Source organism: Martelella limonii (assembly GCF_013344475.1).
GTDB lineage: Bacteria > Pseudomonadota > Alphaproteobacteria > Rhizobiales > Rhizobiaceae > Martelella > Martelella limonii.
On sequence record NZ_JABUOU010000001.1, the window covers coordinates 470,626 to 492,339 of the forward strand.

Below are 21,714 nucleotides of genomic sequence, written 5' to 3' on the forward strand. Positions count from 1 at the left end.
GGCAATGCCTTCACTTACGCGGGGCAGCTGCCATCTCTCGCATGTTTTGCTGCGGATGAAGGCTGCCTCACCCCAGCAATAGCGAGATAGAGCTTTCACATCAACCCAAACCCGCGCGCAAGAGAGGCATAATGCCAGAATGGGACATGCGGGCCGCGTTTGTCGGAGGGCGGTGGCGCTTCCTGCGCGGATTGGGGCTTGATTTTTATTGCCGACACGCAAAAATCGGTTAAGAAGAGCAAAAGCCGGCGGCAGAGCCGGGAAGACACGCAAAGCGGAGCAAAACGATGTCGGCGAAGATTTACCGCCCCGCCCGATCGGCGATGCAGCAGGGCAATGCCAAGACCCATCACTGGGTGCTGGAATTCGATCAGCAGGCGCCGCGGACGATCGACCCGCTGTTCGGATACACCTCGTCCTCAGATACGCTCCAGCAGGTCAAGCTGCGCTTCGAGACGCAGCAGGATGCCGAGGAATATGCCCGTCGCAACGGCATCGCCTACCGTGTCATCCAGCCGAAGGAAAAGACGGTCAAGGTCGTATCCTACTCCGAGAATTTCAGCCCCAACCGCACCCAGCCCTGGACCCATTGATTCGGAAAAGCCTGGTTCGCGCCCGGCCATACCTTGTATTACCGCCCCGCATGCTTCATGGATGCGCCGGTTCTTCCACAAGGAACCCGTTTCGGCCCCTTAGCTCAGCTGGATAGAGCACCGGCCTTCTAAGCCGACGGTCGCAGGTTCGAATCCTGCAGGGGTCGCCATTATTTTCAATGACTTGACTTCATGTGTTTGCTGCATGCTGGACCAGTTTGAAAACTGGTTTGCAGGTTTTGTTTTGCTTGCGTTCTTTCGTCCCGCTCGCAGCCCACATATCGGGATTGCGCAAGGCCGTATGCGCAGGCATTAGCTTCCCTCTCAACTTTCCCGTCGCCAAGACAACCGTCGCAGAGCGGCTCCGAAGCTGCCTTGCTCGGTAGAAATAGTCACGCCCTCTTCCGAACCCTTGAGGGGGCGATCGGGAAGGTTTCGAATAAAAGAAGCTCTGGAAAGGCTGATGACAGCGCGGCCCGGGCTTTTCTTTAGACCGGTCAACACATAGGCTGGTGTCATGACAGACACCGACTTGAGTGCGCGACGGCGCGAGATCATCCGTCAATACTTCCGCTACGTCGATACCGGAGACGCTCGTATCCTTGACCTTTACACGGACGATGTGGAGTTGCTGTTCCCGAAGTTTGGTCGAAAACGCGGCAAGGATGCGATGCGCACCTTTGGTGCGCGCATGTCGGCAATGCTGTGGAGACTGGAACATGACATCGAGGGATTGGCCTTTGTAGAGACCGGCAATACGATTGTCGTCGAGGGTCGGGAGTGGGGCGAAATGGCGGATGGCACGCCGTTTCCTGACGGCGAAATTTCTCAGGGCCTATTTTGCAACGTCTTCGAGTTCGACGGTGAGCTTATTCAGGCGGTTCGGATTTACGTGGACCCTGATTTCACCAGCAGGGATCAACCAAGGATCAGTGCTTTGCGCTGATCTTCGGGTATCGTTCCCATTTCCCAATCGTCTTTGGAAAAGGCCGCTGCGATTGCCAATCGTTACCCGACGGCCAACTTGACCCGATAGCGGACCGGAAGCTTTGCGTCCCATTTCGGTCGTTCCCCGGTTCTCTGTCTTGGCCTGAAAGCAAGCCGTATGCGAAGGTCTATAGAGGGCAGAGATCCGCCGCTCGCTGCGTCCGGACGAACGGCAGCGATGCGCAATAGCTCTTCAGGCATGTGTAGAAGTAGCACACAATACATCCGGGACGGATCGGAAATAGCCGCCGCGTGAAGTCTCACGAAACGCGAACATCGAATAAGTCCACAATTCGCTCATGGTCGCCAAATGCCCCCCCCCCCGACTTCCTTCTCGAGAAGGATCACTCTTCCTGCATCAACCGCAATTTAAATCCTATATTAAAATCTAATATCTTTAAATATCAGATCTAACCCTTTGTGACCATAATCCACGAAAGAAACCTTCTCTTTCTTCAAACAGTTGAAAACTTTTATGTCCTCCTGCGCTGCATAGGGGTTATCAATCTCGCCATCCAAAAACATTTGGTACAGAACAACCCAGTACTGATCTAAGTCGTACTCAACGATCTGTCTGGCGGTAAGTTTTTCCTTCAATCTGTTTGCCCACTCTTTGAAGGCCCGAGTGTCAGCGCCATGAGTCTTCGTGTAAACGTAGGACATTAGTATAACCAATGGAGAATTCTCAGCTAGAGACTTCTCTATAATATCTTTTCTAAAGGCGGGGTCCGTTCGAATTAGGAGGAAAATGCACCATGTCACATTGTCGCTATGTCCGGACTTGAATGACCTGTCAAGAATTGATAGTATTCTATCTTTTGCCTCTATCTTGACGGAGTATCTCTCAATCCATCGGTATATAAGCGGAACTAGGGATGGGTAATAGAATGAATATCTAAGCAAAGAGTCTTCGACGTACTTTTCAGCGTCAAGCTCACTAAAGCCCATTTCTAGAATAGATGAGAAGGCATATTTCGCAACACTTCCGTCGGGGTTCTCATCGCTCAGAATGATGGCCTTTTCAATAATTAGCCTCACATCCTTGTAGCTAAGCCCATCTTTTTTCACATCTTTGTGACGGTCAGCAAGTGCGAGAACCTGATTCATTTCAACAACCCATCTCTGGGAGGTCGGCACGGGCATTTCTCGTACGTCAGTTTTCCTGGCATTGAGGTGAAGGGAGTAGTCCTCCAGCTTCCTTGATAACTCAAACAAGAAGCTATCGGCTTGGTCTCGGTCCTTTGCGAAGCATGTGTAATCGTCTATATATCTATAGAAATTGTACCCCTTGTTGCGGAGATGCTCGTCGATGGGAAAGAGAACTAATTCGCTCAGGATACTCGATGTGGCAGGTCCAATTGAAATACCCTTTGTCTCGTTTCTCTGACTTATACGCGCTGCACGGTCCAAATTATTGTACCAGCGGTCAGATCCTCTATTTCTCTTTGACTCCTCAGCGCCAACAAGAGCCCACGAGAGAGAATGCGTATAAATGCTTTTAAAGAAATTTGTAATGTCTGTTTTAACTCTGTACATGGAACCAAAATCTACGCTTGGATCAGTGCTTTCCGCGTCGTTGTTTATGTAGATTGATCCATACGAGTGAACTATAATTCTATAGTCGCTTTGAATCTCAAAATTAAGTATTGAGTTTGGGCTTTGACATCTTTTGGATATTTTTCCATCCCAGTTCTTTACTATCTCTTCAACCAAGTCGACGTGTGCCTTGGGGTGCGGAATACTTAGAGACCTCGGGATTCCAGGGTGTCGTGTTCTCTTGAAATGAACCGCATCAAACCCGGATTCTCTTCTGAACTTGCTTAACCCAAATTCGTTCAGCTTCGCTCCCACTTCGGGCGTCAACATCTCACTACCGAATATTGGCGGTAGCTCCTCTCTTTTTTCATGTGTGAACGGGAAGTAGTTGAACTGAAGCAGGCTTTTTCGGATGTTTTCCGCAGTTAGCTCTAGCGGCTCTTGATCTTCGGACTTCATTTGCAGACTTCCTCGTTTCCATAGTTTTGCGATACCTCTGCAAGCCATATCTGAAACGGTAGGGGATTCCTAAAATTGGTGTCAACGCCTCTCTCTAAGGGAGGAGTGACGACGACAATTTGGTCGAGCGCAGCGAAGAACGGCTTTCTGCAGTTGGTGTCATCCGGCGTCTTGCGCAAGTTGTCCCGGAAGGCCTCTGTCCGGTTATCCTCTGCGCCTGGCACGAAGGTCGGCTCAGGGCCGAAATCGACTATACGCCTCTCAAGCCCGAACGTCCGCTTCGCTAATTGGTGAGACCAGACCTGCCATTCTGCATACGGCCCCAATTCCGCCTGCCAGCGTTCCATTTTTGCCAATTCAAGCGCCTTCTCCCTGAAAACTGCCGATCCTTGCAGGTTGCTACAGTGTCTATCACGGGAAGGGTTGGCGGGTATTTGGGTTAGTTCTTGACTGCCCGTCGGGGTTGGTGATCAAGCGGCATGCATTTTGGGCTATACCGCGAGCGGAAACCGCGCTTGTCGCTTGACCGTGCAACTGCCGATGTTCTGCCGGTCGTCGAGGGGATCTCGTTCGTTCTGGTTGCAAGAGGGCTCGGTCCTGATTTTCGGCGGGCATAGTCTGTCCTGGACGGATGGATCTGCTCCTCCGTGCCCATGGAGCCTGTCATGTGGAGGCGTCTCTGGTCGGGCGCTGCTCTGGAAATCCGGCATCGGCAACGCCACTTAGGTGGAGAATGGTCGAGCGCCTGCGGCCGAGCGATACGAAGGAAGCGATACGGAAAACATGACGGTACATTTCGACTTCGACAACAGCTACGCCCGTCTCGGTACCGCCTTCCACCGGCCGACCGTGCCATCGCCCGTCGCCGCGCCGCATCTCCTGAAGGTGAACCGGAGACTGGCCGATGCGCTCGGGCTCGACGCGGATGCGTTGGGCACTGCTGAAGGGGTTGGCATCCTGGCCGGCAACCGGCTTCCGGCAGGGGCAGAGCCGATCGCGGCCGCTTACGCCGGACATCAATTCGGAAACTTCGTGCCGCAACTCGGCGATGGGCGCGCCATCCTTCTCGGTGAGGTCGTCGACCGAGAGGGCCTGCGTCGCGACGTCCAGCTGAAGGGGGCGGGCCCGACCCTATTCTCGCGCAATGGCGACGGGCGGGCAGCGCTCGGCCCGGTCCTGCGCGAGTATCTCGTAAGCGAGGCCATGGCCGCGCTCAAAATTCCGACCACGCGGGCGCTGGCCGCGGTCGCGACGGGAGAACCGGTCTACCGGGAAACGGCCCTGCCGGGCGCGGTCCTGACCCGTGTCGCCTCCAGCCATATACGCGTCGGCACGTTCCAGTTCTTCGCGGCACGGGGCGACGACGCCGCGGTTCGAAAACTCGCCGACCATGTGATTGACAGGCATTATCCCGAGGCCGCGGGCGCTTCCAATCCCTACCGCGCTTTTCTCGAAGGCGTCTGCGCGCGCCAGGCGGAGCTTGTCGCGCGCTGGATGCAGATCGGCTTCGTGCACGGCGTCATGAACACCGACAATATGTCGGTTTCCGGGGAAACGATCGACTACGGCCCGTGCGCCTTCCTCGACGCCTACGATCCCGCGACCGTCTTCTCCTCGATCGATCGCAACGGGCGGTACGCCTATGCCAACCAGGCCCGCATCGCGAACTGGAACCTCGCACGTCTGGCAGAATGTCTGCTTCCCCATCTCGATCCGGAGGAAAACAAGGCCATTGAAGCCGCACAGGAGGTCCTCTCCGGATTTGCGGAGACGTTCAACGCGGCCTATGTCGACGGCTTTCGCGCGAAGATCGGCTTGCAGACACCGCAGACGGAAGATGCCGCGTTGATCGAGGATCTTCTTCTGCGCATGGCGCAGCACAATGCGGACTTTACCTTGACCTTTCGCAATCTCGGCAAAGCGGCGGAGAGCGCGCAGGCCGATGGGCCGATCCGCGGTCTCTTTGCCGATCCAGCAGCCTACGACGGCTGGGCGGCGCGCTGGCGCCAGCGCCTCGCGGCCGAACCGAGAGAGCCGGGTGAACGGCGCGCTGCGATGGATGCGGTGAACCCCGCGATCATTCCGCGCAATCATCTCGTCGAGGAAGCGCTTGCCGCCGCGATGGCCGGCGACCTGGCACCCTTCGAACGCCTGAACGAAGCGCTCGCCGCGCCCTTCGAGGATCGGGCGGAGTTCGCCGATTATGCCGGCCTTCCGCCGGTGCCCGAGGCGGCCTACCGGACCTTCTGCGGCACCTAAAGGCGGAGCGTTTTCTCGCCTGAGCTTGCTGCGCGTGGTCGTCCCGATCGACAGCGCATCGGCAGGCGGGATGAGCGCAGACATGCTATCTGGGACTGAAACGATCGAACGGCTGCGTAAAGGTCGGGCTTGTCCTTGATCGCTGTCGCTCAATCGGTTTGTTTGCCCGCCAACACAGATAAGCCTAGTGTTGCAGACATGCAGCGAAACAGCTGGAGCCAGAACATGTCCGACGTGAACGACAAGCGAATGACGGCCCATTTGGAGGGTGATTTTATCGTCTTCCTCATTGGCATGAAAATCAACAAGCCGCTCAAGCTCCACAAGTGGGTGCCCGCTGCCATGGCGATGCCGAAGATGTTGAAGGAGCTCGACGCATTGCCCGCAACGGAGACTGGTTTTCTGGGCGCAACCAGTGTCGGTTTCGGCGTAACCCTCCAGTATTGGCGGAGTTTCGACCATCTTGAGCGGTATGCCCGCTCAAATGATCATGCGCATTTTCCGGCATGGGTGGCCTTCAACAAGCGTATGAAAGCCAGCAGAGGCGACGTTGGGATCTGGCATGAAACCTATCTGGTGAAGGCTGGGCAATACGAGACTGTTTATTCGGGTATGCCGCCTTTCGGCCTGGGCAAGGCTTCGCAACTGCTGCCCGCAACCGGAAACCGGAGTGAGGCTCGAACACGGCTGGGACGGTGAGCCGGTCGCAAGGCATCAGCATTCGATTTTCCCGTACATGGTGAATGCGCGCAGTTTCGCATTCATTGCCGCATCGGCCCTGTATAGTGGCGGGGTCCGGTTTTGAAGATCAGAGTGTCGAAGGCCTGCGCGGTGTTCAGGAAACGGGAGGGTGGTTTTCCCTTATCCAGACCGGATCGCGAAAGCGGGCGATACGGGCGAGCCGTGCCGGTCAGAGGAACTTTCCAGTGCGCTGGCCGTTGGGGGTATAACCAGAACAGAGGAGACCCACATGGCCATGAACTCGCTCAAAGACATTTACCTCGACCAGCTGCAGGATATCTGGAGCGCCAACACCCAGTGCCTGCCCGTCGTCAACGATCTGGGCCGCGCGGCAGAGGACAAGGAACTGTCCGAGGCGCTGATCGACGGCTCCAACGGTATTGCCGACGGGATCGCCGAGATAGAAAGGCTGTGCAACGAACATGGCATCAAGCCCAATGCCGAGCATTGCAAGGGTATGGAAGGCCTGGTGAAGGAAGCGCGCGCGCATGGCTTGTCCGATGAGATCACGGACGCCGACGTCCGCGACGCCGCCATCATCCCGCAATACCAGCGCATGGTGCATTACGCACTGGCCGGTTACGGCACGCTGGCCGCCTTCGCCAACCGCCTTGGCCTGGACAGCGACGCGGCGATCTTGAACAAGTGCCTCGATCGTACCTATGACGGTGACCGCCGCATGACGGAGATCGCGACCAAGGGCGGCGTCAACAAGCAGGCTGCCTCCTGAACCTCTGATGCAACCGTCACATGGGGCCGTGCGAGAGATCGCGCGGCCCCTTTTCCTATCTGGATCTCTTTCTCGGCGGCCCCGTGCGCGATGGGGCTGGGCGTCCGGATCGCCATCGGGGCAGAAAAATGCCCCGATCAAGGCTTGCATGATCGGGGCGGGTCCAGGCCTTTCCGAACAATCAGGCGTTCAGTTGGCTTTGGAGGCCTCGACCAGGCCGTGAAGCGTCTCATACTCGGCCTTCACCTCCGGCTGGCTTTCCAGCAGTTCGGACGCCAGTTGCGCGAAGCCTTCTTCCATCTGTTTCTGTTCTTCGGGCGGAAGCTGGGTAATCACGCCGCCATTTTCGGTCCAGACGGCATAGGAGCGGCCGACATTCTCGACGCCCCACGGATAGACCGCTTCCTCGGCGGCGCGGCCGGCCGCGATGATCGCCGCCTTGGTGTCTTCGCTCTGCATCTGGAACCAGTCCTCGTTCACCACGGTGAAGGAGACCACCTCGGCAAAATGCAGGTCTAGGATATATTTGCCGACGTCATAATACTTGAATGCGGTCAGGATCGGCACGCCGACCAGCATGCCGTCGAGCCCGCCGGACTGGAGCTGCGGGATGACTTCGGAAAGGGCGAGCGGCAGGGGAATGGCGCCGAGCTGTTCCATCGGCTTGATCTGGAGCGGCGATGCGAAGGTGCGGATCTTGAGGCCCTTGACGTCTTCAAGCGTCTTGACGTCCTCCATGGTGAAGAGAACGGTCGGCGAGTTGTAGAAAGCGCCGATGACGCGCAGCCCCTTGTCGAGGAACATGGTTTCGAGATGCTCGCGGTATTCCGGGTTCGAAAGCACCGCATGGACATCTTCCGGCGAGGTGAACAGGCCCGGCACGTCGAACGCCTGGAAGCGCGGATCGACGTTCGACATGAACGAGGTCGGGGTCGTGAAGGCTTCGATCGTGCCCAGAAGCACGCCCTCGGACATTCGCGGGATCGCGCCGAGCTGCGAGGCCGGGTAGATCTCGGTCGTCACCGCGCCGGGCGCGCGCTCTGCGAGCTCGTCGGCGAAGACCTTGATCCATTCATGCTGGACATCGTTGATGGTCGCGGTCGCGAGCTTCATCGTGCTTTGGGCCTGAGCGGTCAGAAGTGAGCTCAGCGTCAGCGCGGTGGCTAAGGCTGCGGTCTTGAGGCGTTTCGGTATCATGTCTGTGTCCTTTTTCAGCGAGGTTGGGCAAGGGTCAGGGAGAGGGCGGGAGCATAGGTGATGATGAGGAGCGCGATGACGAGGACGACCACGAACGGCGCGACCCCGCGATAGAGCGTATGCGCGGGCAGGCCGGTCACCTGCTGCGCCACGAAGATGTTCAGGCCAAAGGGCGGGGTGAACATGCCGATGGCGAGATTGACGGTCATGATGATCCCGAAATGGATCGGGTCGATGCCGAGCGAAATCGCGATCGGTGCGAGAAGCGGCGCGAGCACGAGGATCGCGGAGGTCGGGTCAAGAAACGCGCCGATGACGAGCAGCAGCAGGTTCACCGCCAGCAGGAAGGTCACGGGGGACAACTCCATGGCCGTGATCCAGCCGATGATCGCCTGCGGCACACCCTGCGTGGTCAAGATCCAGGTGATGACGCTTGCGGCGGCAACGAGGATCAGGATCTGGCCCGAAAGCACCGCCGCCGTGCCGGCTGCATTGACGACGTCGCGCAGCGTCATCGTGCGGTAGACGAAGACGCCGATGATGATGGCATAGAAGCAGGCAAAACCGCCCGCCTCCGAGGGGGAGAACACGCCGAGATAGATGCCGCCGAGCACGAAGACCGGCATCAGGATCGCCCAGAACGCATCCCGGGTCGCCTTGGCGGCGGCGCTGAAGGAGAACGCGGTTTCGGAGGGAATGTCACGGCGGATGGCATCCGCGATCACGAACAGCGCCAGAAGAACTGCCATGAGGATGGCCGGCAGCACGCCTGCGAGAAAGAGCCGCGGAATGGATTGCTCGGCGGCCATGCCGTAGAGGATCATGGCGATGCTCGGCGGGATGACGATATCGATGGCGCCGGCGGATGCGAGGAGACCGCCGGCCCGGCGTTGTCCGTAGCCCGCGGCGATCAGCTTTGGATAAAGCGTCTTGCCGAGCGCGGCGACGGCCGCGACCGAGGAGCCGGAGATTGCGCCGAGCGCAGTGGAGGCGGCGACGGTGGAGACGCCGAGACTGCCCGGAACCCCTCCGACCATCGCCATCGCCCAGGCGATCAGCCGGTTGGCGATGCCGCTCGAACTCATCAGCTGCCCTGCGAAGACGAAGAACGGGATCGCCAGCAGGGCGAAATTGTCCAGCCCGCCAAACATGACCTGCTGAAGTGCCGCCGGCGGTATTTTCAGAAAGAACAGCATGGCGACGGCGACCACCGTCAGGAAGACGAGGAAGATCGGCGTGCCGATGGCGACCATCAGGACGGGCAGGACGAGATAGGCGAAGATCATGGGCGGGTCTCCGGGGCCTTTCGGATCAGTGCCATGAGGTCGACGACGAGCATGACGGCACCTGCAATGGTCAATCCGGCAAAGCCGAAGAGCAGGGCTGCGTGCGGTATCGTCATGGGAATGCCAAGCCCCATGCTGGTCACACCGATCCGGTTGATCTTGGCGATGAAGAGCCAGGATGCATGGGTTGCGAAGGCGCAGGCGAAGATCGCGATCAGATCGTGGAGGATGTACCAGACATGGCGGGCATGTTTCGGCGTGTAGAGCGGCACCAGATCGACGCTGATATGGGTGCGGGTGAAAAATGACAGGACCGCAGCGATCATCGTGATCCAGATGATCAGGTAGATCATCAATTCGTCGGCGCCAACGGGCGAGATGCCGAACAGGTAACGGCTGCCGGCGTTGAGCACATTGATGGCGACCACGACCAGAAGAATGATGCCGAGACCGGTTTGGAGCGCACGGGTAAGGCCGTTGCCCGCACTTGCCGTTTCCGGGGCGGACTGGTCTTCCCCGCTCATGCCCTGTCCTCCAGGATGCGGCGGATCGCGACAAGCTTTGCAGCACGGCTTTTCTGGAGCTCGGCGATCTTTTCGGGCGTATAGTCATAGATCCCGCTGCCCGATTTCAGGCCCAGCGTGCCAGCCTCGATCTTGTTGCTCACCATCTCCGGCACGTCCTTGCGGTTGGAAAGATCGGCGTTGAGGAAGCTCGAGACGGAATGGTAGATGTCGAGCCCGGCCATATCCAGCAGCGCCATCGGGCCGATCACCGCGAGCTTGTAGCCGATCCCCCAGGAAACGCAGGTGTCGATGTCCTCGGGATCGACCACGCCCTGTTCGACGAGATCGATCACCTCCCTGAGCAGGGCGTAGAGCACGCGGTTTTCGACGAAACCCGGCACGTCCTTCTTGACTGTCACAGGCAGGAGGCCGAGCGAGCGGATCAGGTCCTTGATCGCCGCGCTGGTTTCGGGCGCGGTGTGGGCGCCGGCGATCACCTCGATCATCGGAATAATGTGCGGCGGGTTCGACCAGTGCATGCCGACCATGCGGGCGGGATTGGAGATGTGCGCCTGAAGGCTGGTGATCGGAATGCCGGACGTATCGGAGGCGACGATGACGTCGGGGCCGATCAGGGCGTCGATCTGGCGGTAGACGCTCGCCTTGATCTCGGGCTTTTCGGGCACGTTCTCGATCACGAGGTCGGCGCCGGCGACGGCCTCGGCAAGATCGCTCGTCAGCGTCACGGGGTTATCCTCCGTCGCGGCGATGCCGAGCGTGTCGAGGACGGCGTTGGCGGTCGCGATCATGGCGGAGGCGCGCTCGAGCGCCGAAGGCGCGATGTCATATGCGGTGACCTTCAAGCCGCCGCGCGCCAGCCGCGCCGCCATGCCCGGTCCCATGGTTCCCAACCCGATGATTGCGATCTTCTTCATGGTTTTCTCTTTCCTGGTTGAGGGATCAGGACCGGCAGCGCCGGTCTGGTTGTCTGCTATTGGCGGCGCGCCTCAGAAACGGAGCGTTCGCGACGAGGGCGCTCGGCGGGGCAGCGTCGATGATGGATGGTATGCCGGTCTCATCAACGAACACCGGCGGTGTCAGATGACCGCGTACGGTGCCGGGCGCGCGTGAACATTTCGCGGCTAAGCCGCCGGGGCGGCGGTTCGGAGAAATGGTGAAGCGGACCGGAGCGGCGGCCGGGGCGCGCGTGGTCGCTTCGGCGCGGCCGCACCAAAGATCGCTCCCGCCGGCACTGGCTGCGTTCAGCCAGGCAAGCGCCACCGCAGGCGTCAGCATCGACATCACATCGATGTGGAGGACGGGCGGCTGCGCAGGTCGCGGGCGGTCGCTGCCGAGCCCGCATAGCGCGCCTCGGGCAGCAAAATGACTGCTGAAGTCCGGAATTTCATTTTTGTTCACCTCTATGCGTTTTGACCAGACCGGCGTTTTCGCTTCTTGTCCTGTGGTCCTTATTTTCAGTGGGTCATGTTTGATCGGCCTTGATGAGGTCTGCCGCCTTCTCGGCGATCATGATGACGGCGGCATTGATGTTGCCGCAGGGCAGGTCGGGCATCACCGAGGCGTCAACGACGCGCAGCCCCGTGATGCCGCGCACCTTGAGTTCGGGATCGACGACCGACGCCTCGTCCACGCCCATCCGGCAGGTGCCTGCGGGGTGGTGGACGGTGATCGAGGTCTTGCGGATATGCTCGTCGATCTCCTCGTCGCTCTGGCATCTGGCGCCGGGAAAGAACTCGGTTTCGATATAGTTGGCCATGGCTGGCTGGGCAGCGAGCGTGCGCCCGACCCGGAAGCCGGCGCGCAGCGACTTCCAATCGTTCTCGGCGGCAAGGAAATTCTGGTGAATGAGCGGTGCGGCGAGAGGATCGGCGGAGGCGAGCTTGACCGCGCCCCGGCTTTCGGGCTGGACCGCGACGATGCGGGTGGCAAAGCCGTCGCGGAAGGGCTGCTTGAACGGCTTGAACCATGGCCATGCGGCAAGCGGCGCGGCGGTGAACAGTAGCTGTATATCGGGCAGCGGGCGGTTTTCATCGCTCTTCAGAAACGCCACGACGCCGCCCGGCACATCGCCGGAAAAGCCCTTGCCGGTCAGATAGGTTCTCGCGAAATCGATCATGATCCTGTCGGCGCGCATCTTGTGGAGGAAGGGGCCGGGCGTCTTGCGGTGGTGCATGATCAGCACCGAGACGTGATCCTGAAGGTTCTTGCCGACGGCCGGAAGATTGACGCGGGTCTCTATCCCCTGCGCCTGCAACTCGTCGGCGGCGCCAAGGCCCGAGAGCATCATGAGCTGCGGCGTGTTGATGACGCCGCCCGAAAGCAGCACCTCGCGTTTTGCTGTGACGCGGCGCTCGCTGCCCTTGTGATCGAAGGTGAGACCGGTGGCGCGCGTGCCCTCGAAGGTAATGCTCCTAGCCATGGCGTGGGTCAGAACAGTGAGGTTCGGTCGCTTCATGGCGGGACGCAAATAGGCATTGGCGGTGGAGGCGCGCCGGCCGTTGCCGATGGTCATCTGCAGACGGCTGAAACCTTCCTGGGTTTCGCCATTGTAATCCTCGGTCTGGGGGTAGCCCGCCTCCCGGCTCGCCTCGGCCACGGCTTCCGTCAGCGGATCCTGGTAGCGGCAGCGCTGGGTCGATACCGGGCCCGAGCCGCCGCGATAGGCGGTTTCGCCGCCTTCCCAGCTTTCGGTTTTCTTGAAATAGGGCAGGGTTTTCTCATAGGACCATTCCGAGAGACCAGATGCCGCCCAGCGATCGTAGTCACCACGGTTGCCGCGGACATAGGCCATGGCATTGGTGGAGGACGAGCCACCGATCACCTTGCCGCGGGCGCATTCGACGGCGCGGCCGCCGACATTTTCCTCCGGCTCGCAGAAATACATCCAGTCGTGGCGGCGCTCGGTCAATATCTTGCCCCAGCCGAGAGGGATATGGATCATCGGATCGCGGTCCCAGCCGCCGGCCTCGAGCAGAAGCACGCTCACGGACGGATCCTCGCTCAGGCGGTTGGCCAGCACGCAGCCCGCGGAGCCGGCTCCGACGATGACGTAGTCATAGGTTTCAGCGTGCGACATGGCGATCTTCCTTGCAACCAGAGCGTCCGGCCCGATCCATTTTACGAGTGCTGGTCGGCGGAAGGCGCTGGGCCATCAGGCCCTTGGCTGCGCCTTCCGCCGGTATTTTTCAGGCGAGGTCCTGGGCCAGGCCGAGATGGCGCACGGCAGAGGACCAGTGGTCCCAGCCGCGGTTTATCTGCGCGCCGACCAGGTTGCCTGCGGCTTCGAGTTCGCCCTTCGTCATGTGCTTGATGTTTCCGATCTGAAGGCCGATCGTGTAGGCCTTGGCTTCCTGCTCCAGATAGAAGGCGCGGAAGACGGTCTGCCGGATCGAGGTCCCGACATTCACGACCCCGTGACGGGCCATGATGACGGCGGGCGCGCTGCCGAGACTTTCGGCGATGTCGGCGCAGACATCCGGGCTGCCGCCGAAGAGGTCGGTGTCATCGCCCTGCTTGTCGCGGATCTCGTAGACCGGCACGGATTCTCCGAGGAAGGCGCCCATATGGGTGACCGGACGCAGCGGCGTGTCGATGAAGCTGAAGGGCAGGACGGCCGGCGAATGCGTGTGAAGGACGCACATGACATCCGGGCGGGCCTTGTAGATCTCGCTATGGATATAGCGCTCCAGATAGGAGGGCCGATTGTCCGTTGTCTCGCCATCGAGCGTCAGGGTCTGGATGTCGGAGGTCGTGATCGTGTTGGGTGCAAGCTTTTGCGGCAGCAGGAACTGGTTCGGGTTTTCCGGGTCGCGGGCGCTGATATGTCCAAAGACATCCATGATGCCCTCGTTCACCAGAATCCGTGTGGCCATCACCAGTTCCTGGATCGCGGTATCACGCGCTGTTGCTGTTTCAGACATTGTTCAGGTCTCCTGTGGAAGAGCGGTCGCCGCGTGACCCTGGGCGGGACCACGCCGGCGAATGCGCCGTTTAGTTGGAATAGAGACCGACGATCCGGTTCTGCTCAATGATATTGTCCGCATAGGTGTTGAGAAATTCTTCGCGCGTGGGCGTGCCCTCGACATTTGTATCCAGCGCATAGACCCAGAAGTAGTAGTGATGGTCGCCGTGGCCGGCCGGCGGTTGCGGTCCATAATACTGCATGTCTCCGGCGCCATTGGGTCCCACGCGGAATTTCTCCTGCGCATCCGAAAGGTCGGTGGTTCCGGGATCGATGCCATAGACCGTCCAGTGGGTGAAACCATGTGCGAGAGGGGCATCCGGATCATGGCAGATCACAGCCAGCTCCTTCGCGCCGTCCGGCACGCCGCTTACCGAAAGCTTCGGCAGCACATTGCCCTTGTCGCCGGCGTGTTTGTCGGCAAGGCGCGCAAGCGGAGCGAAATCGGAGGAGGTGATCTTCAGGTCTTTGATTTTCAGGGGCATGTTGTTTCCTTCAAACTTTGGTGGCGTCAGGCTGTGGCCTTGAGGTCTGCAGTGGTTTTTCCGCCGACGCGCTGGTGCACGCGGCCGCCGGTCGCCACTGCGACGCATATCAGGATTTCGTCAGGACGCGGGCCGTCCGGCGCGACGAAGGTGAAGGCGTCATAGTGGGAGCGGATATAGAGCTCGTCCTTGTGGGCGAGCGGAATATCGATGGCGGTGCCTGCCGAGGCGACCTTGCTGGCGGACGATATCCAGGCAGCGCCACCGCCGACGGCCTCGCGCAGCGGATCGCCAAAAACGGTGGTGACACAGGCCACGACATGTTCCTGCTCGCCGGCAACGCCTGCGATGCCGCCCTTGCCATAGCTTTCGACAGGACGACCGCCGAGCAGGGCGACAGCGCGTTCGCCAAGCGCATAGCCGATGGATGCGGAGGGACCGGTCAACGCGGAAAGGTCTGTCACGAACTTGCCTGCATAGGGGTTCTTGATGATGACAGCCGCCACGGCCTTGACCAGAGGCGCCGTTGCATCGCCGCCATCGTGCAGCACTTCCTGGGTCGCACCGTACCAGCCGCGGACCTCGTAGTCATTTTCGACCTGGCTAGAGTAATTCATGAATGTCTCCTGTAGAGATGATGGGGGCTGTTGCTTTTATTGGGGCCACGAGTAGACGCGGTTGATCGGGTCGAAGCGGGCGGCGGTCAGGGCTTCCGGGGTAAAGCCGTTGCCATAGGACATGGTGCGGTTGGCAGCATGACCCGCAGACAGCTTCTGCGTGAGGTCGGTGATCGAACGCACCGATTTTTCCCAATCGACAATCGCATCTTCGAGCGTGTGACCCTTCTCGACGTCCTGCGCGAGGGTGAAGGCATTGACCATGCCGCAGCCGGCACCCTGCGCCAGCGCCGGGCACATGGCGTGGGCGGCATCGCCGACGAGGGCGACCTTGCCGCGCGACCAGGTCTCGAGCTTGGTGGTCTGGTAGGTATCGTAGCGCGCGTCCTTGATCTTGGCGGCGTCGACCAGGCAGGGTTCGAGGAAGGGGAACATTTCCATCCAGACCTCAAGATCGAGCGGCACGCGCGAACCGCGCGGATCTGCGGAAGGCGCCATCAGGCCGAGATAGAGCTCCCGGTCGTTGCAGGGGGAGTAGAGGATGCGCTGCACCCGCGGCCAGTGGTTCCACATGTCGATGGTGTTGTCCCATTCGCCATGGCCGAGCTTGTCCTTGTGGCGCGGCACGATCAGGCGGATGATGCCGTCGGTCGCACCCCAGCGTTCCTGCTCGAAGCCGAGGGAATCGCGGACCTTGGAGCCGACGCCGTCGGCGCCCACGATCAGATCGCCTTCAAGCACCTCACCCGAGGCGAGTTTCAGCGTGCCGGAAGCCTCCGCGCCGACCGCCTCGGAATTCGTGCGGATATCGACGCCGACCTCGCGGGCGCGGTTTGCGAGCGCATCGTGCAGATGGGCGCGGGTCATGATGCGCCACGGCAGACCGTTGAACGTCTCCTTCGACACGGTCTTGTTGTGCATCCAGGTCTCATAGGCCGGGGGCGTGAAGGAGTCTTCGAGAACCTCATTCAGGCAGCCGATGCCTTCCAGAACCCTCAGGCCATTGTGCCAGAGATAGATGCCCGCGCCAAATGCGCGCAGTTCCGGGCTTCGTTCATGAAGGACCACGTCCCAGCCGTTCTGGCGCAGGGCGATGGCGGCCGTGAGGCCGGAAAAACCGCCGCCCGCAACCTGCGCGACCCGTGTCTTGCCGGTGGTTTTGTTGATGCTGACCATTTCACTGTTCCTGTTGGTTCTTATTCGGTACGGCGACAGCTCAGCCGTCGATGAAATTGCGGATCGCGCCAATCGTGACCTCGGCATTGGTCTCGTTCACGTAGTGATCGGCGCCAGGCACGACGACGATCGGCAGGTCCGGGCGCAAGGCATGGGTCTTCTTAAGCGCGTCAGCGGAGACAAGCTTGCTGTTCGCGCCGCGCATGATCAGGACCGGGCGGGCCACATCGCGGTAAGCCGGGGCGAGGTCTGCGCGCAGGCCCTCGGCCGTCTGCGCCATGGCGGATGGCGAGGCGAGGGGGCGCAGGCCGTCTGCCGCTTGGGCGTAGCCGCTTTCGGCGCGAACGCGAATGGCGGGAGCCGGAATGTTCGGATAGCGATTGGCGAGATAGGCGGCGACGGCATCGGTATCGGCGAAGGCCTGGTCGCCCGCGTTCACCCGTGCGGAGAGCGAGGCGAAGACCTCATCCTCGATAAAGGGCGTAAAGTCGATGGCGACGACCGAGCGCACCAGTTCGGGACGGCGTGCGGCGGCGGTGACGGCGTTGCGCGATCCGAGCGAGTGTCCGACCAGGATGGCGCGGCCGATGTCGAGCGTCTCGATCAGCGATGCGATGTCGTCTGCATAGTCAGCGGCGTCATAGCCGGTTTGCGGCTTGTCCGAATGCCCATGGCCGCGCTGGTCCACCGCCACCGTCGTGAACCGGTCAGAAAAGGCTGCCATCAGCGGACCGAAAACGGCCGAGTTCGCGGTGATCCCGTGGAAGAACAGCATGAGCGGGCCGCTGCCTCCGATGCGCACGTTCAGGGTGAGGCGGCCTGTGTCGATGCGGCGCACTTCATAGCGACTGAGGGTGGGGCTTTCCGCCATTTAGAGGTTCCCTTGACGTTTTTATTTGTTTGTATGGCGTCAGGGAACCATGCCCGTTATTAGCTGTCAATAAGATTGTAAGACATTCAGCCGTTAATTATTACAGACAGGAACATGGCCCGTGCTATCCTCTGCGCGCCCGTTCGTGTAGAAAAAGCCAAGGGATTTGAATTTGAAGAGCCTTAAGGAAACGCGATGAACTCTGGTCTGAATCTCCGGATCACGCCAAGAACCGTACAGCAGCAGACGATTGAAAAGCTCAGGCTGGCCATCATTGCAGGGGTGTTCCCGCCAGGGAGCCGCCTGGTTGAAAGCCAGCTCTGCGCCCAGCTCGGGATCAGCCGTCCTTCCTTGCGCGAGGCGTTGCGGAGCCTACAGGCGGAGCGTCTGATCGAGATCATTCCGAACCGCGGTCCCTTCGTTCCCAAGCTTTCCTGGGAGGAAGCAACCGAGATCTACGATGTGCGCGAAATGCTGGAAGTCGTGGCGGTGGGGCGTTGCGCCGAACGGATCAAACCCGATCAGGTCAAGGAGCTGGAAAGGGCGCTGAAAGCATTCGAACGCGCCCAGAAAAGCGGTGACAGCCTCGAACTGGTGACCACGGCGGCTGAATTCTACGCGATCATTCTGGCCAATTGCGGCAACGCGATCCTCGAGGAAGTCCATCGCGGGCTTGTGGCGCGGATCAGCTTTTTTCGCGGTCGTTCCATGTCGCTCAATGGTCGCGCGCTGGACAGCCTCCACGAGATGCGCGACATCTACAGGGCGATCGCGGCGGGTGACGAAGCGGGTGCGCGGGAGGCGGCAAAGCACCATCTGCACCGCGCCAAGGCGGCCGCCAAACATGCGATGGAGGACGAGGCCTGACTTTTCCGGCCTTCTGAAGCGGCCCGATCATGGCGCAAAAACGTGCGCCTTGCCTGATTTTCAGCCTCGCCTTGCCCTGTTTCGGGCGAAAATAGTGCTGCTCACTGGTCCTCCAGAACCTTGCGCGCCGCACGGAAGCACTCAAGCGCCTGAGGCACCCCGCAATAGATCGCGACCACATGAATGATGGCGCGGATTTCTTCCTTGGATACGCCGTTGTTGATTGCGCCCTGGCAGTGCAGCTCCCATTCATGCATCTTGCCGAGCGCGCCGATCATGGCGAGGTTCATCATCGAGCGTGTCTTTGGGGGGATCACATCGTCCGCCCAGCCAAATCCCCAGCACCATGCCGTCATCGCCTCCTGGAATGGCCGGGTGAAATCGTCGGCAGCCGCAAGGTTCTTCTCGACATAATCGGCGCCGAGCGTGGCTTTGCGCTGCTCAAGGCCCTTCAAGAACAGGTCTTCGTCAAAAACGCTCATCTGATTGTCCCTTCTTCTTCTCTCAGTCGGCTGAGGTTATCGCGCGGGCAAAGCTCTCGGCAATTGCAAGGACGGCGGCGTGGATCGGACCGGCCGTCAGGCTGGGTATGACGGAGGCGTCGACCACATGAAGGTTGTCGAGCGCCTTAAGCCGAAGATCCGGATCGACGACGGCATCGTCGCCGCTGCCCATCCTGCAGGTGCCGCAGGGGTGGTGATGGGTAATGGCTGCCTTCGCAATGAAAGCGTCGATCTCTTCCCTGCTTCCGAGCGGGCCGGGGAGCAATTCGTGATCGCGCCATTCGGCAAGCCCGTCCGATTGTCCGATCGCCCGGGCCGCCGCGAGAGCCTTGCGGAACATGTCGCGGTCATGGCCGGTCTGCAGATAGGCCGGGTCGATGATCAGCCGGTCGCTGAGGTCCGGTCCGCTGATGCTGAGGCTGCCACGGCTGGTCGGGTGGGTGACGCCGAACAGCAACGAATAGGCGGTTCCCGGGGCGGGTGCCTGAAAGCATTCGGACAGGATCGGCGCGACCCCGCAGCCGACCACGATTTCGGGCCGTCCCGTGGCGGCAAAGTCATCGGCCCGCATATAAGCCATCGATTCGGAGTGTTGAAGGCGCGATGCGGGCAGGTGTTTACGGGTCGCATAAAGATTGCCGGCGCCCAAAAGATGATCCTGCAGGTTGCGGCCGATCCCCGGCATGTCGATCAGGCAATCGACGGACGCGGCATCGAGCACGTCCTTCGGTCCGATGCCGGAGCGCATCAGCAGGGCAGGGCTTTCCAGAGCGCCAGCGCACAGGATGACCTGATCGGCAGATAAGGCGACCGAGCCTTGCGGTCCGGCGCATTCGATCAGGTGAACACGGCTGCCGTCCATGACCAGCCGACGAGCCCGCAATCCGGTGATGATCCTGAGGTTGTCGCGTTGGCGCACCTCCGGCGTCAGCCAGGCTTCCGCGACCGTGACGCGGCGTCCGTCGCGGATGTTCAGGGAGTTGGGCGTGACACCGACCATCCGGCCATCATTGTGGTCCGGAAGCCGCGGCAGGCCGAGCGAAACGCCGGTCTCGATGAATGCGCGGGTGAGTGGGCTTACCTCTTCGTCCGGCATGTAGATGGGGAGGGGGCCGCCATCCTCGCTGTCAGGCCGGTCTTCGATCGCCTCGAAGACCGGTTGAAGCGCGTTCCAGCTCCAGCGGCTGTCGCCGGTCGCATCGACCCATGCCTGATAGTCTTCAGGATGCCCGCGCATGTAGCCCATGGCATGCAGGCAGCTCGATCCGCCGATCAGACGCCCTCGCGCCCAATGGTGCACCCTGCCATGCGTTCCGGATTGCGGTTCCGTGAGGTAGTCCCAGTCATAGGCGCGGCCCTGAAGCGCAGGCCAGGCCGAGGGCACCCAGATATCGGGGTCGGAGGCTTCCTCGCCGGCCTCGACCAGCAGTACGCTGCGCGCGGGATTTTCGCTCAACCGGGCAGCGAGCAGACTGCCGGCGGAACCGCCGCCGATGATGATCACGTCGGCAGACGCCCGTTCCATCGCATGATCGCCGGTCATTGCCACGCCCTTTCGGCGCTGGCTGCGCTGGAGCCGTCGTTGCGCGCGCGCGGCGCACCAGTGACGGATGGCGCTGGCATGCGGCCCACGCACTGTCTGGTTTCGAATGTCATGGCGATCCCCTCTTGATTGGGCCAGGGCGATGGTGCCGGAGGCGCGAACAGTTCCGGTCGCAACCGGATGACCGAAGCTGCCCTGGCTATGTGTTATTGCCTGCGTCGGACTGGAGAGACTTCGTCCTCCATCCCTTGTCCCCGAAGGCCTTCAAGCAATTCAGGACGGAAAACCGTGTTGGCACTTTCCCTTGAAATGCCTCAGCTCCCGCCATCCATGGATCTCTTCGTCGCTGCCATCGCCTCCAGGATGTGCTTTTTCGAGGCTTTCCTGGCAGCTTTTTCATCGCCTGCGACGATGGCTTCGTAGATTTCCTTCATCTCTGCGAGGCTCTTTTCAGCGCGCCCTTCCAGCGACATCGAGCGCGAGCGGAAAAGGCTGATTCTGGCGACCAGACCCCGGTGGATTTCCTCCAGGATCGGATTTCCGCAATTTGCGAGAATGACTGAATAGAAGTCCGCGGCTGTGGTGACCCGCGCCAGGCTGTCCTTGCTCGAAGCAGCCTTTTCGAAGGCATGAAGCGCGTTCCTGAGCGCCTGCAATTGCGCCTCGGAAATCCTCTGCGAACAGCGTCCCGCCGCCTCGACTTCCAGCAATTCGCGGACCTCGTAGATGGCTGTAACCTCTTCCCATGTCAGGGCGGGCACCGAAGGGCCCCGGTTCGGCACGATATCGATCAGGCGTTCGGCCGCCAGGCTGCGCAAGGCTTCCCGCAGGGAAGGGCGGCTGATGCCGAGCTGCACGCACAGCTGGCTCTCGATCAGACGGCTTCCCGGTTCGAAAACGCCGGAGAAAATTGCAAGCCGGAGCTTCTCGACCGTCTCCTGCTGCACCGTGCGCGGCAAGACTCGTAAATCCAGGTCTGGCGGCATTTCTGGATACCTCGTGAAACCGGGAATTACCGGAAGCGAATTGGGCAATGACAGGCAAATTTGATCGTGTGAATGCCTTCTTGTCAACTCATAAGAATGAAAGAATGACAGACAATCTGCTTGACGTGTTTCAGGTTTATGTCATCCTTCCCCCGATGATTGAAACCGGGGCAGGGCTTGGAAAACATGGCGGCAGTCGCCTCCAGCGAAGATATGCACAGGGGTCGTGTCGAGGCGGGTCGCACTGCTTCGGGCGTCCGTGACAGCGTGGACGGCCTGCTCCCCGCCTCTCAGGGCGTCACCGCAGGATGGGCCCTCCCGGCACCACAGTTAGCCCGCGCTGGCAACGGTGTGACGGTGTCAGGCCCAAGCGGGAGCAGTCCTCGCGGC

22 protein-coding genes and 1 tRNA gene are annotated in these 21,714 nt (G+C 60.5%); 7 read left to right on the forward strand and 16 right to left on the reverse strand.

The window, feature by feature from the left end:
* Positions 1 to 287 precede the first annotated feature (287 nt).
* The 3 genes from HPQ62_RS02240 (at position 288) to HPQ62_RS02250 (ending at position 1,539) form a co-directional block, all read left to right on the forward strand.
* On the forward strand, positions 288 to 593 hold the full coding sequence (locus HPQ62_RS02240) for an ETC complex I subunit (protein ID WP_174800871.1): 306 nt from the start codon (positions 288 to 290) through the stop codon (positions 591 to 593).
* A 93-nt stretch (positions 594 to 686) separates the two neighbouring features.
* Positions 687 to 763: transfer RNA gene (locus tag HPQ62_RS02245), tRNA-Arg, on the forward strand.
* 347 nt (positions 764 to 1,110) lie between these two features.
* Entirely contained in the window at positions 1,111 to 1,539 is a 429-nt protein-coding gene (locus tag HPQ62_RS02250) for a nuclear transport factor 2 family protein (protein WP_206678030.1), read from the forward strand.
* A gap of 422 nt (positions 1,540 to 1,961) precedes the next feature.
* Here HPQ62_RS02250 and drt4 read toward each other — a convergent pair whose 3' ends face one another.
* Positions 1,962 to 3,575 (reverse strand): antiviral reverse transcriptase Drt4, encoded by a 1,614-nt coding sequence (gene drt4, locus HPQ62_RS02255; protein ID WP_174800872.1) that lies wholly within the window; start codon positions 3,573 to 3,575, stop codon positions 1,962 to 1,964.
* On the reverse strand, positions 3,572 to 3,931 hold the full coding sequence (locus HPQ62_RS02260; RefSeq protein ID WP_174800873.1) for a hypothetical protein: 360 nt from the start codon (positions 3,929 to 3,931) through the stop codon (positions 3,572 to 3,574). Before HPQ62_RS02260 ends, drt4 begins: the two co-directional genes overlap by 4 nt.
* A 427-nt stretch (positions 3,932 to 4,358) precedes the next feature.
* On the opposite strand from HPQ62_RS02260, the gene HPQ62_RS02265 reads away from it, so the two are divergent.
* The 3 genes from HPQ62_RS02265 (at position 4,359) to HPQ62_RS02275 (ending at position 7,305) form a co-directional block, all read left to right on the forward strand.
* Complete coding sequence (locus tag HPQ62_RS02265; protein ID WP_174800874.1) at positions 4,359 to 5,834, forward strand: protein adenylyltransferase SelO; 1,476 nt, start codon at positions 4,359 to 4,361, stop codon at positions 5,832 to 5,834.
* A gap of 225 nt (positions 5,835 to 6,059) precedes the next feature.
* Positions 6,060 to 6,533 carry a DUF4188 domain-containing protein gene (locus tag HPQ62_RS02270; RefSeq protein ID WP_174800875.1) on the forward strand — a complete coding sequence of 158 codons (474 nt, stop codon included), beginning with the start codon at positions 6,060 to 6,062 and terminating at the stop codon, positions 6,531 to 6,533.
* Positions 6,534 to 6,804: 271 nt separating this feature from the next.
* Positions 6,805 to 7,305 carry a ferritin-like domain-containing protein gene (locus tag HPQ62_RS02275; RefSeq protein WP_174800876.1) on the forward strand — a complete coding sequence of 167 codons (501 nt, stop codon included), beginning with the start codon at positions 6,805 to 6,807 and terminating at the stop codon, positions 7,303 to 7,305.
* Between the two features lie 189 nt (positions 7,306 to 7,494).
* Here HPQ62_RS02275 and HPQ62_RS02280 read toward each other — a convergent pair whose 3' ends face one another.
* From HPQ62_RS02280 to HPQ62_RS02330, 11 genes are all read right to left on the reverse strand, one after another.
* Positions 7,495 to 8,502, reverse strand: a complete 1,008-nt coding sequence (locus HPQ62_RS02280; protein ID WP_174800877.1) for a TRAP transporter substrate-binding protein — start codon at positions 8,500 to 8,502, stop codon at positions 7,495 to 7,497.
* 14 nt (positions 8,503 to 8,516) lie between these two features.
* Positions 8,517 to 9,788 (reverse strand): TRAP transporter large permease, encoded by a 1,272-nt coding sequence (locus tag HPQ62_RS02285; protein WP_174800878.1) that lies wholly within the window; start codon positions 9,786 to 9,788, stop codon positions 8,517 to 8,519.
* A complete protein-coding gene (locus HPQ62_RS02290; RefSeq protein WP_174800879.1) occupies positions 9,785 to 10,312 on the reverse strand; it encodes a TRAP transporter small permease in 528 nt (175 codons plus the stop codon). The genes HPQ62_RS02285 and HPQ62_RS02290 overlap by 4 nt, the downstream gene beginning before the upstream one ends.
* Positions 10,309 to 11,229 carry a 5-formyl-3-hydroxy-2-methylpyridine 4-carboxylate 5-dehydrogenase gene (gene fhmpcd1 / locus HPQ62_RS02295; RefSeq protein WP_174800880.1) on the reverse strand — a complete coding sequence of 307 codons (921 nt, stop codon included), beginning with the start codon at positions 11,227 to 11,229 and terminating at the stop codon, positions 10,309 to 10,311. The genes HPQ62_RS02290 and fhmpcd1 overlap by 4 nt, the downstream gene beginning before the upstream one ends.
* 25 nt (positions 11,230 to 11,254) lie before the next feature.
* Positions 11,255 to 11,713 carry a hypothetical protein gene (locus HPQ62_RS02300; protein ID WP_174800881.1) on the reverse strand — a complete coding sequence of 153 codons (459 nt, stop codon included), beginning with the start codon at positions 11,711 to 11,713 and terminating at the stop codon, positions 11,255 to 11,257.
* 64 nt (positions 11,714 to 11,777) lie between these two features.
* Entirely contained in the window at positions 11,778 to 13,391 is a 1,614-nt protein-coding gene (locus tag HPQ62_RS02305; protein ID WP_174800882.1) for a GMC family oxidoreductase, read from the reverse strand.
* A 109-nt stretch (positions 13,392 to 13,500) separates the two neighbouring features.
* The gene (locus HPQ62_RS02310; RefSeq protein ID WP_174800883.1) at positions 13,501 to 14,235 is read right to left on the reverse strand and encodes a class II aldolase/adducin family protein; all 735 of its coding nucleotides are present in this window, start codon (positions 14,233 to 14,235) and stop codon (positions 13,501 to 13,503) included.
* 70 nt (positions 14,236 to 14,305) lie between these two features.
* Positions 14,306 to 14,761, reverse strand: coding sequence for a YbhB/YbcL family Raf kinase inhibitor-like protein (locus HPQ62_RS02315; RefSeq protein WP_174800884.1), 456 nt, complete (start codon positions 14,759 to 14,761; stop codon positions 14,306 to 14,308).
* Positions 14,762 to 14,787: 26 nt separating this feature from the next.
* The gene (locus HPQ62_RS02320) at positions 14,788 to 15,378 is read right to left on the reverse strand and encodes an amino acid synthesis family protein (RefSeq protein WP_174800885.1); all 591 of its coding nucleotides are present in this window, start codon (positions 15,376 to 15,378) and stop codon (positions 14,788 to 14,790) included.
* A gap of 36 nt (positions 15,379 to 15,414) precedes the next feature.
* Entirely contained in the window at positions 15,415 to 16,554 is a 1,140-nt protein-coding gene (locus HPQ62_RS02325) for an FAD-dependent oxidoreductase (protein ID WP_174800886.1), read from the reverse strand.
* 40 nt (positions 16,555 to 16,594) lie between these two features.
* Positions 16,595 to 17,425: an alpha/beta fold hydrolase gene (locus tag HPQ62_RS02330; RefSeq protein WP_174800887.1), complete on the reverse strand. Its 831-nt coding sequence runs from the start codon at positions 17,423 to 17,425 to the stop codon at positions 16,595 to 16,597.
* 195 nt (positions 17,426 to 17,620) lie between these two features.
* On the opposite strand from HPQ62_RS02330, the gene HPQ62_RS02335 reads away from it, so the two are divergent.
* Positions 17,621 to 18,292 (forward strand): GntR family transcriptional regulator, encoded by a 672-nt coding sequence (locus tag HPQ62_RS02335; RefSeq protein ID WP_174800888.1) that lies wholly within the window; start codon positions 17,621 to 17,623, stop codon positions 18,290 to 18,292.
* A 101-nt stretch (positions 18,293 to 18,393) separates the two neighbouring features.
* On the opposite strand, the gene HPQ62_RS02340 is transcribed toward HPQ62_RS02335, so the two are convergent.
* The 3 genes from HPQ62_RS02340 to HPQ62_RS02350 all read right to left on the reverse strand — a co-directional run bounded on the left by HPQ62_RS02340 (position 18,394) and on the right by HPQ62_RS02350 (position 21,297).
* Positions 18,394 to 18,774 carry a carboxymuconolactone decarboxylase family protein gene (locus HPQ62_RS02340; RefSeq protein ID WP_174800889.1) on the reverse strand — a complete coding sequence of 127 codons (381 nt, stop codon included), beginning with the start codon at positions 18,772 to 18,774 and terminating at the stop codon, positions 18,394 to 18,396.
* 22 nt (positions 18,775 to 18,796) lie between these two features.
* Positions 18,797 to 20,338 (reverse strand): GMC family oxidoreductase, encoded by a 1,542-nt coding sequence (locus HPQ62_RS02345; RefSeq protein WP_174800890.1) that lies wholly within the window; start codon positions 20,336 to 20,338, stop codon positions 18,797 to 18,799.
* Positions 20,339 to 20,652: 314 nt separating this feature from the next.
* Positions 20,653 to 21,297 carry a GntR family transcriptional regulator gene (locus HPQ62_RS02350; RefSeq protein ID WP_244629520.1) on the reverse strand — a complete coding sequence of 215 codons (645 nt, stop codon included), beginning with the start codon at positions 21,295 to 21,297 and terminating at the stop codon, positions 20,653 to 20,655.
* Positions 21,298 to 21,714: the final 417 nt, after the last annotated feature.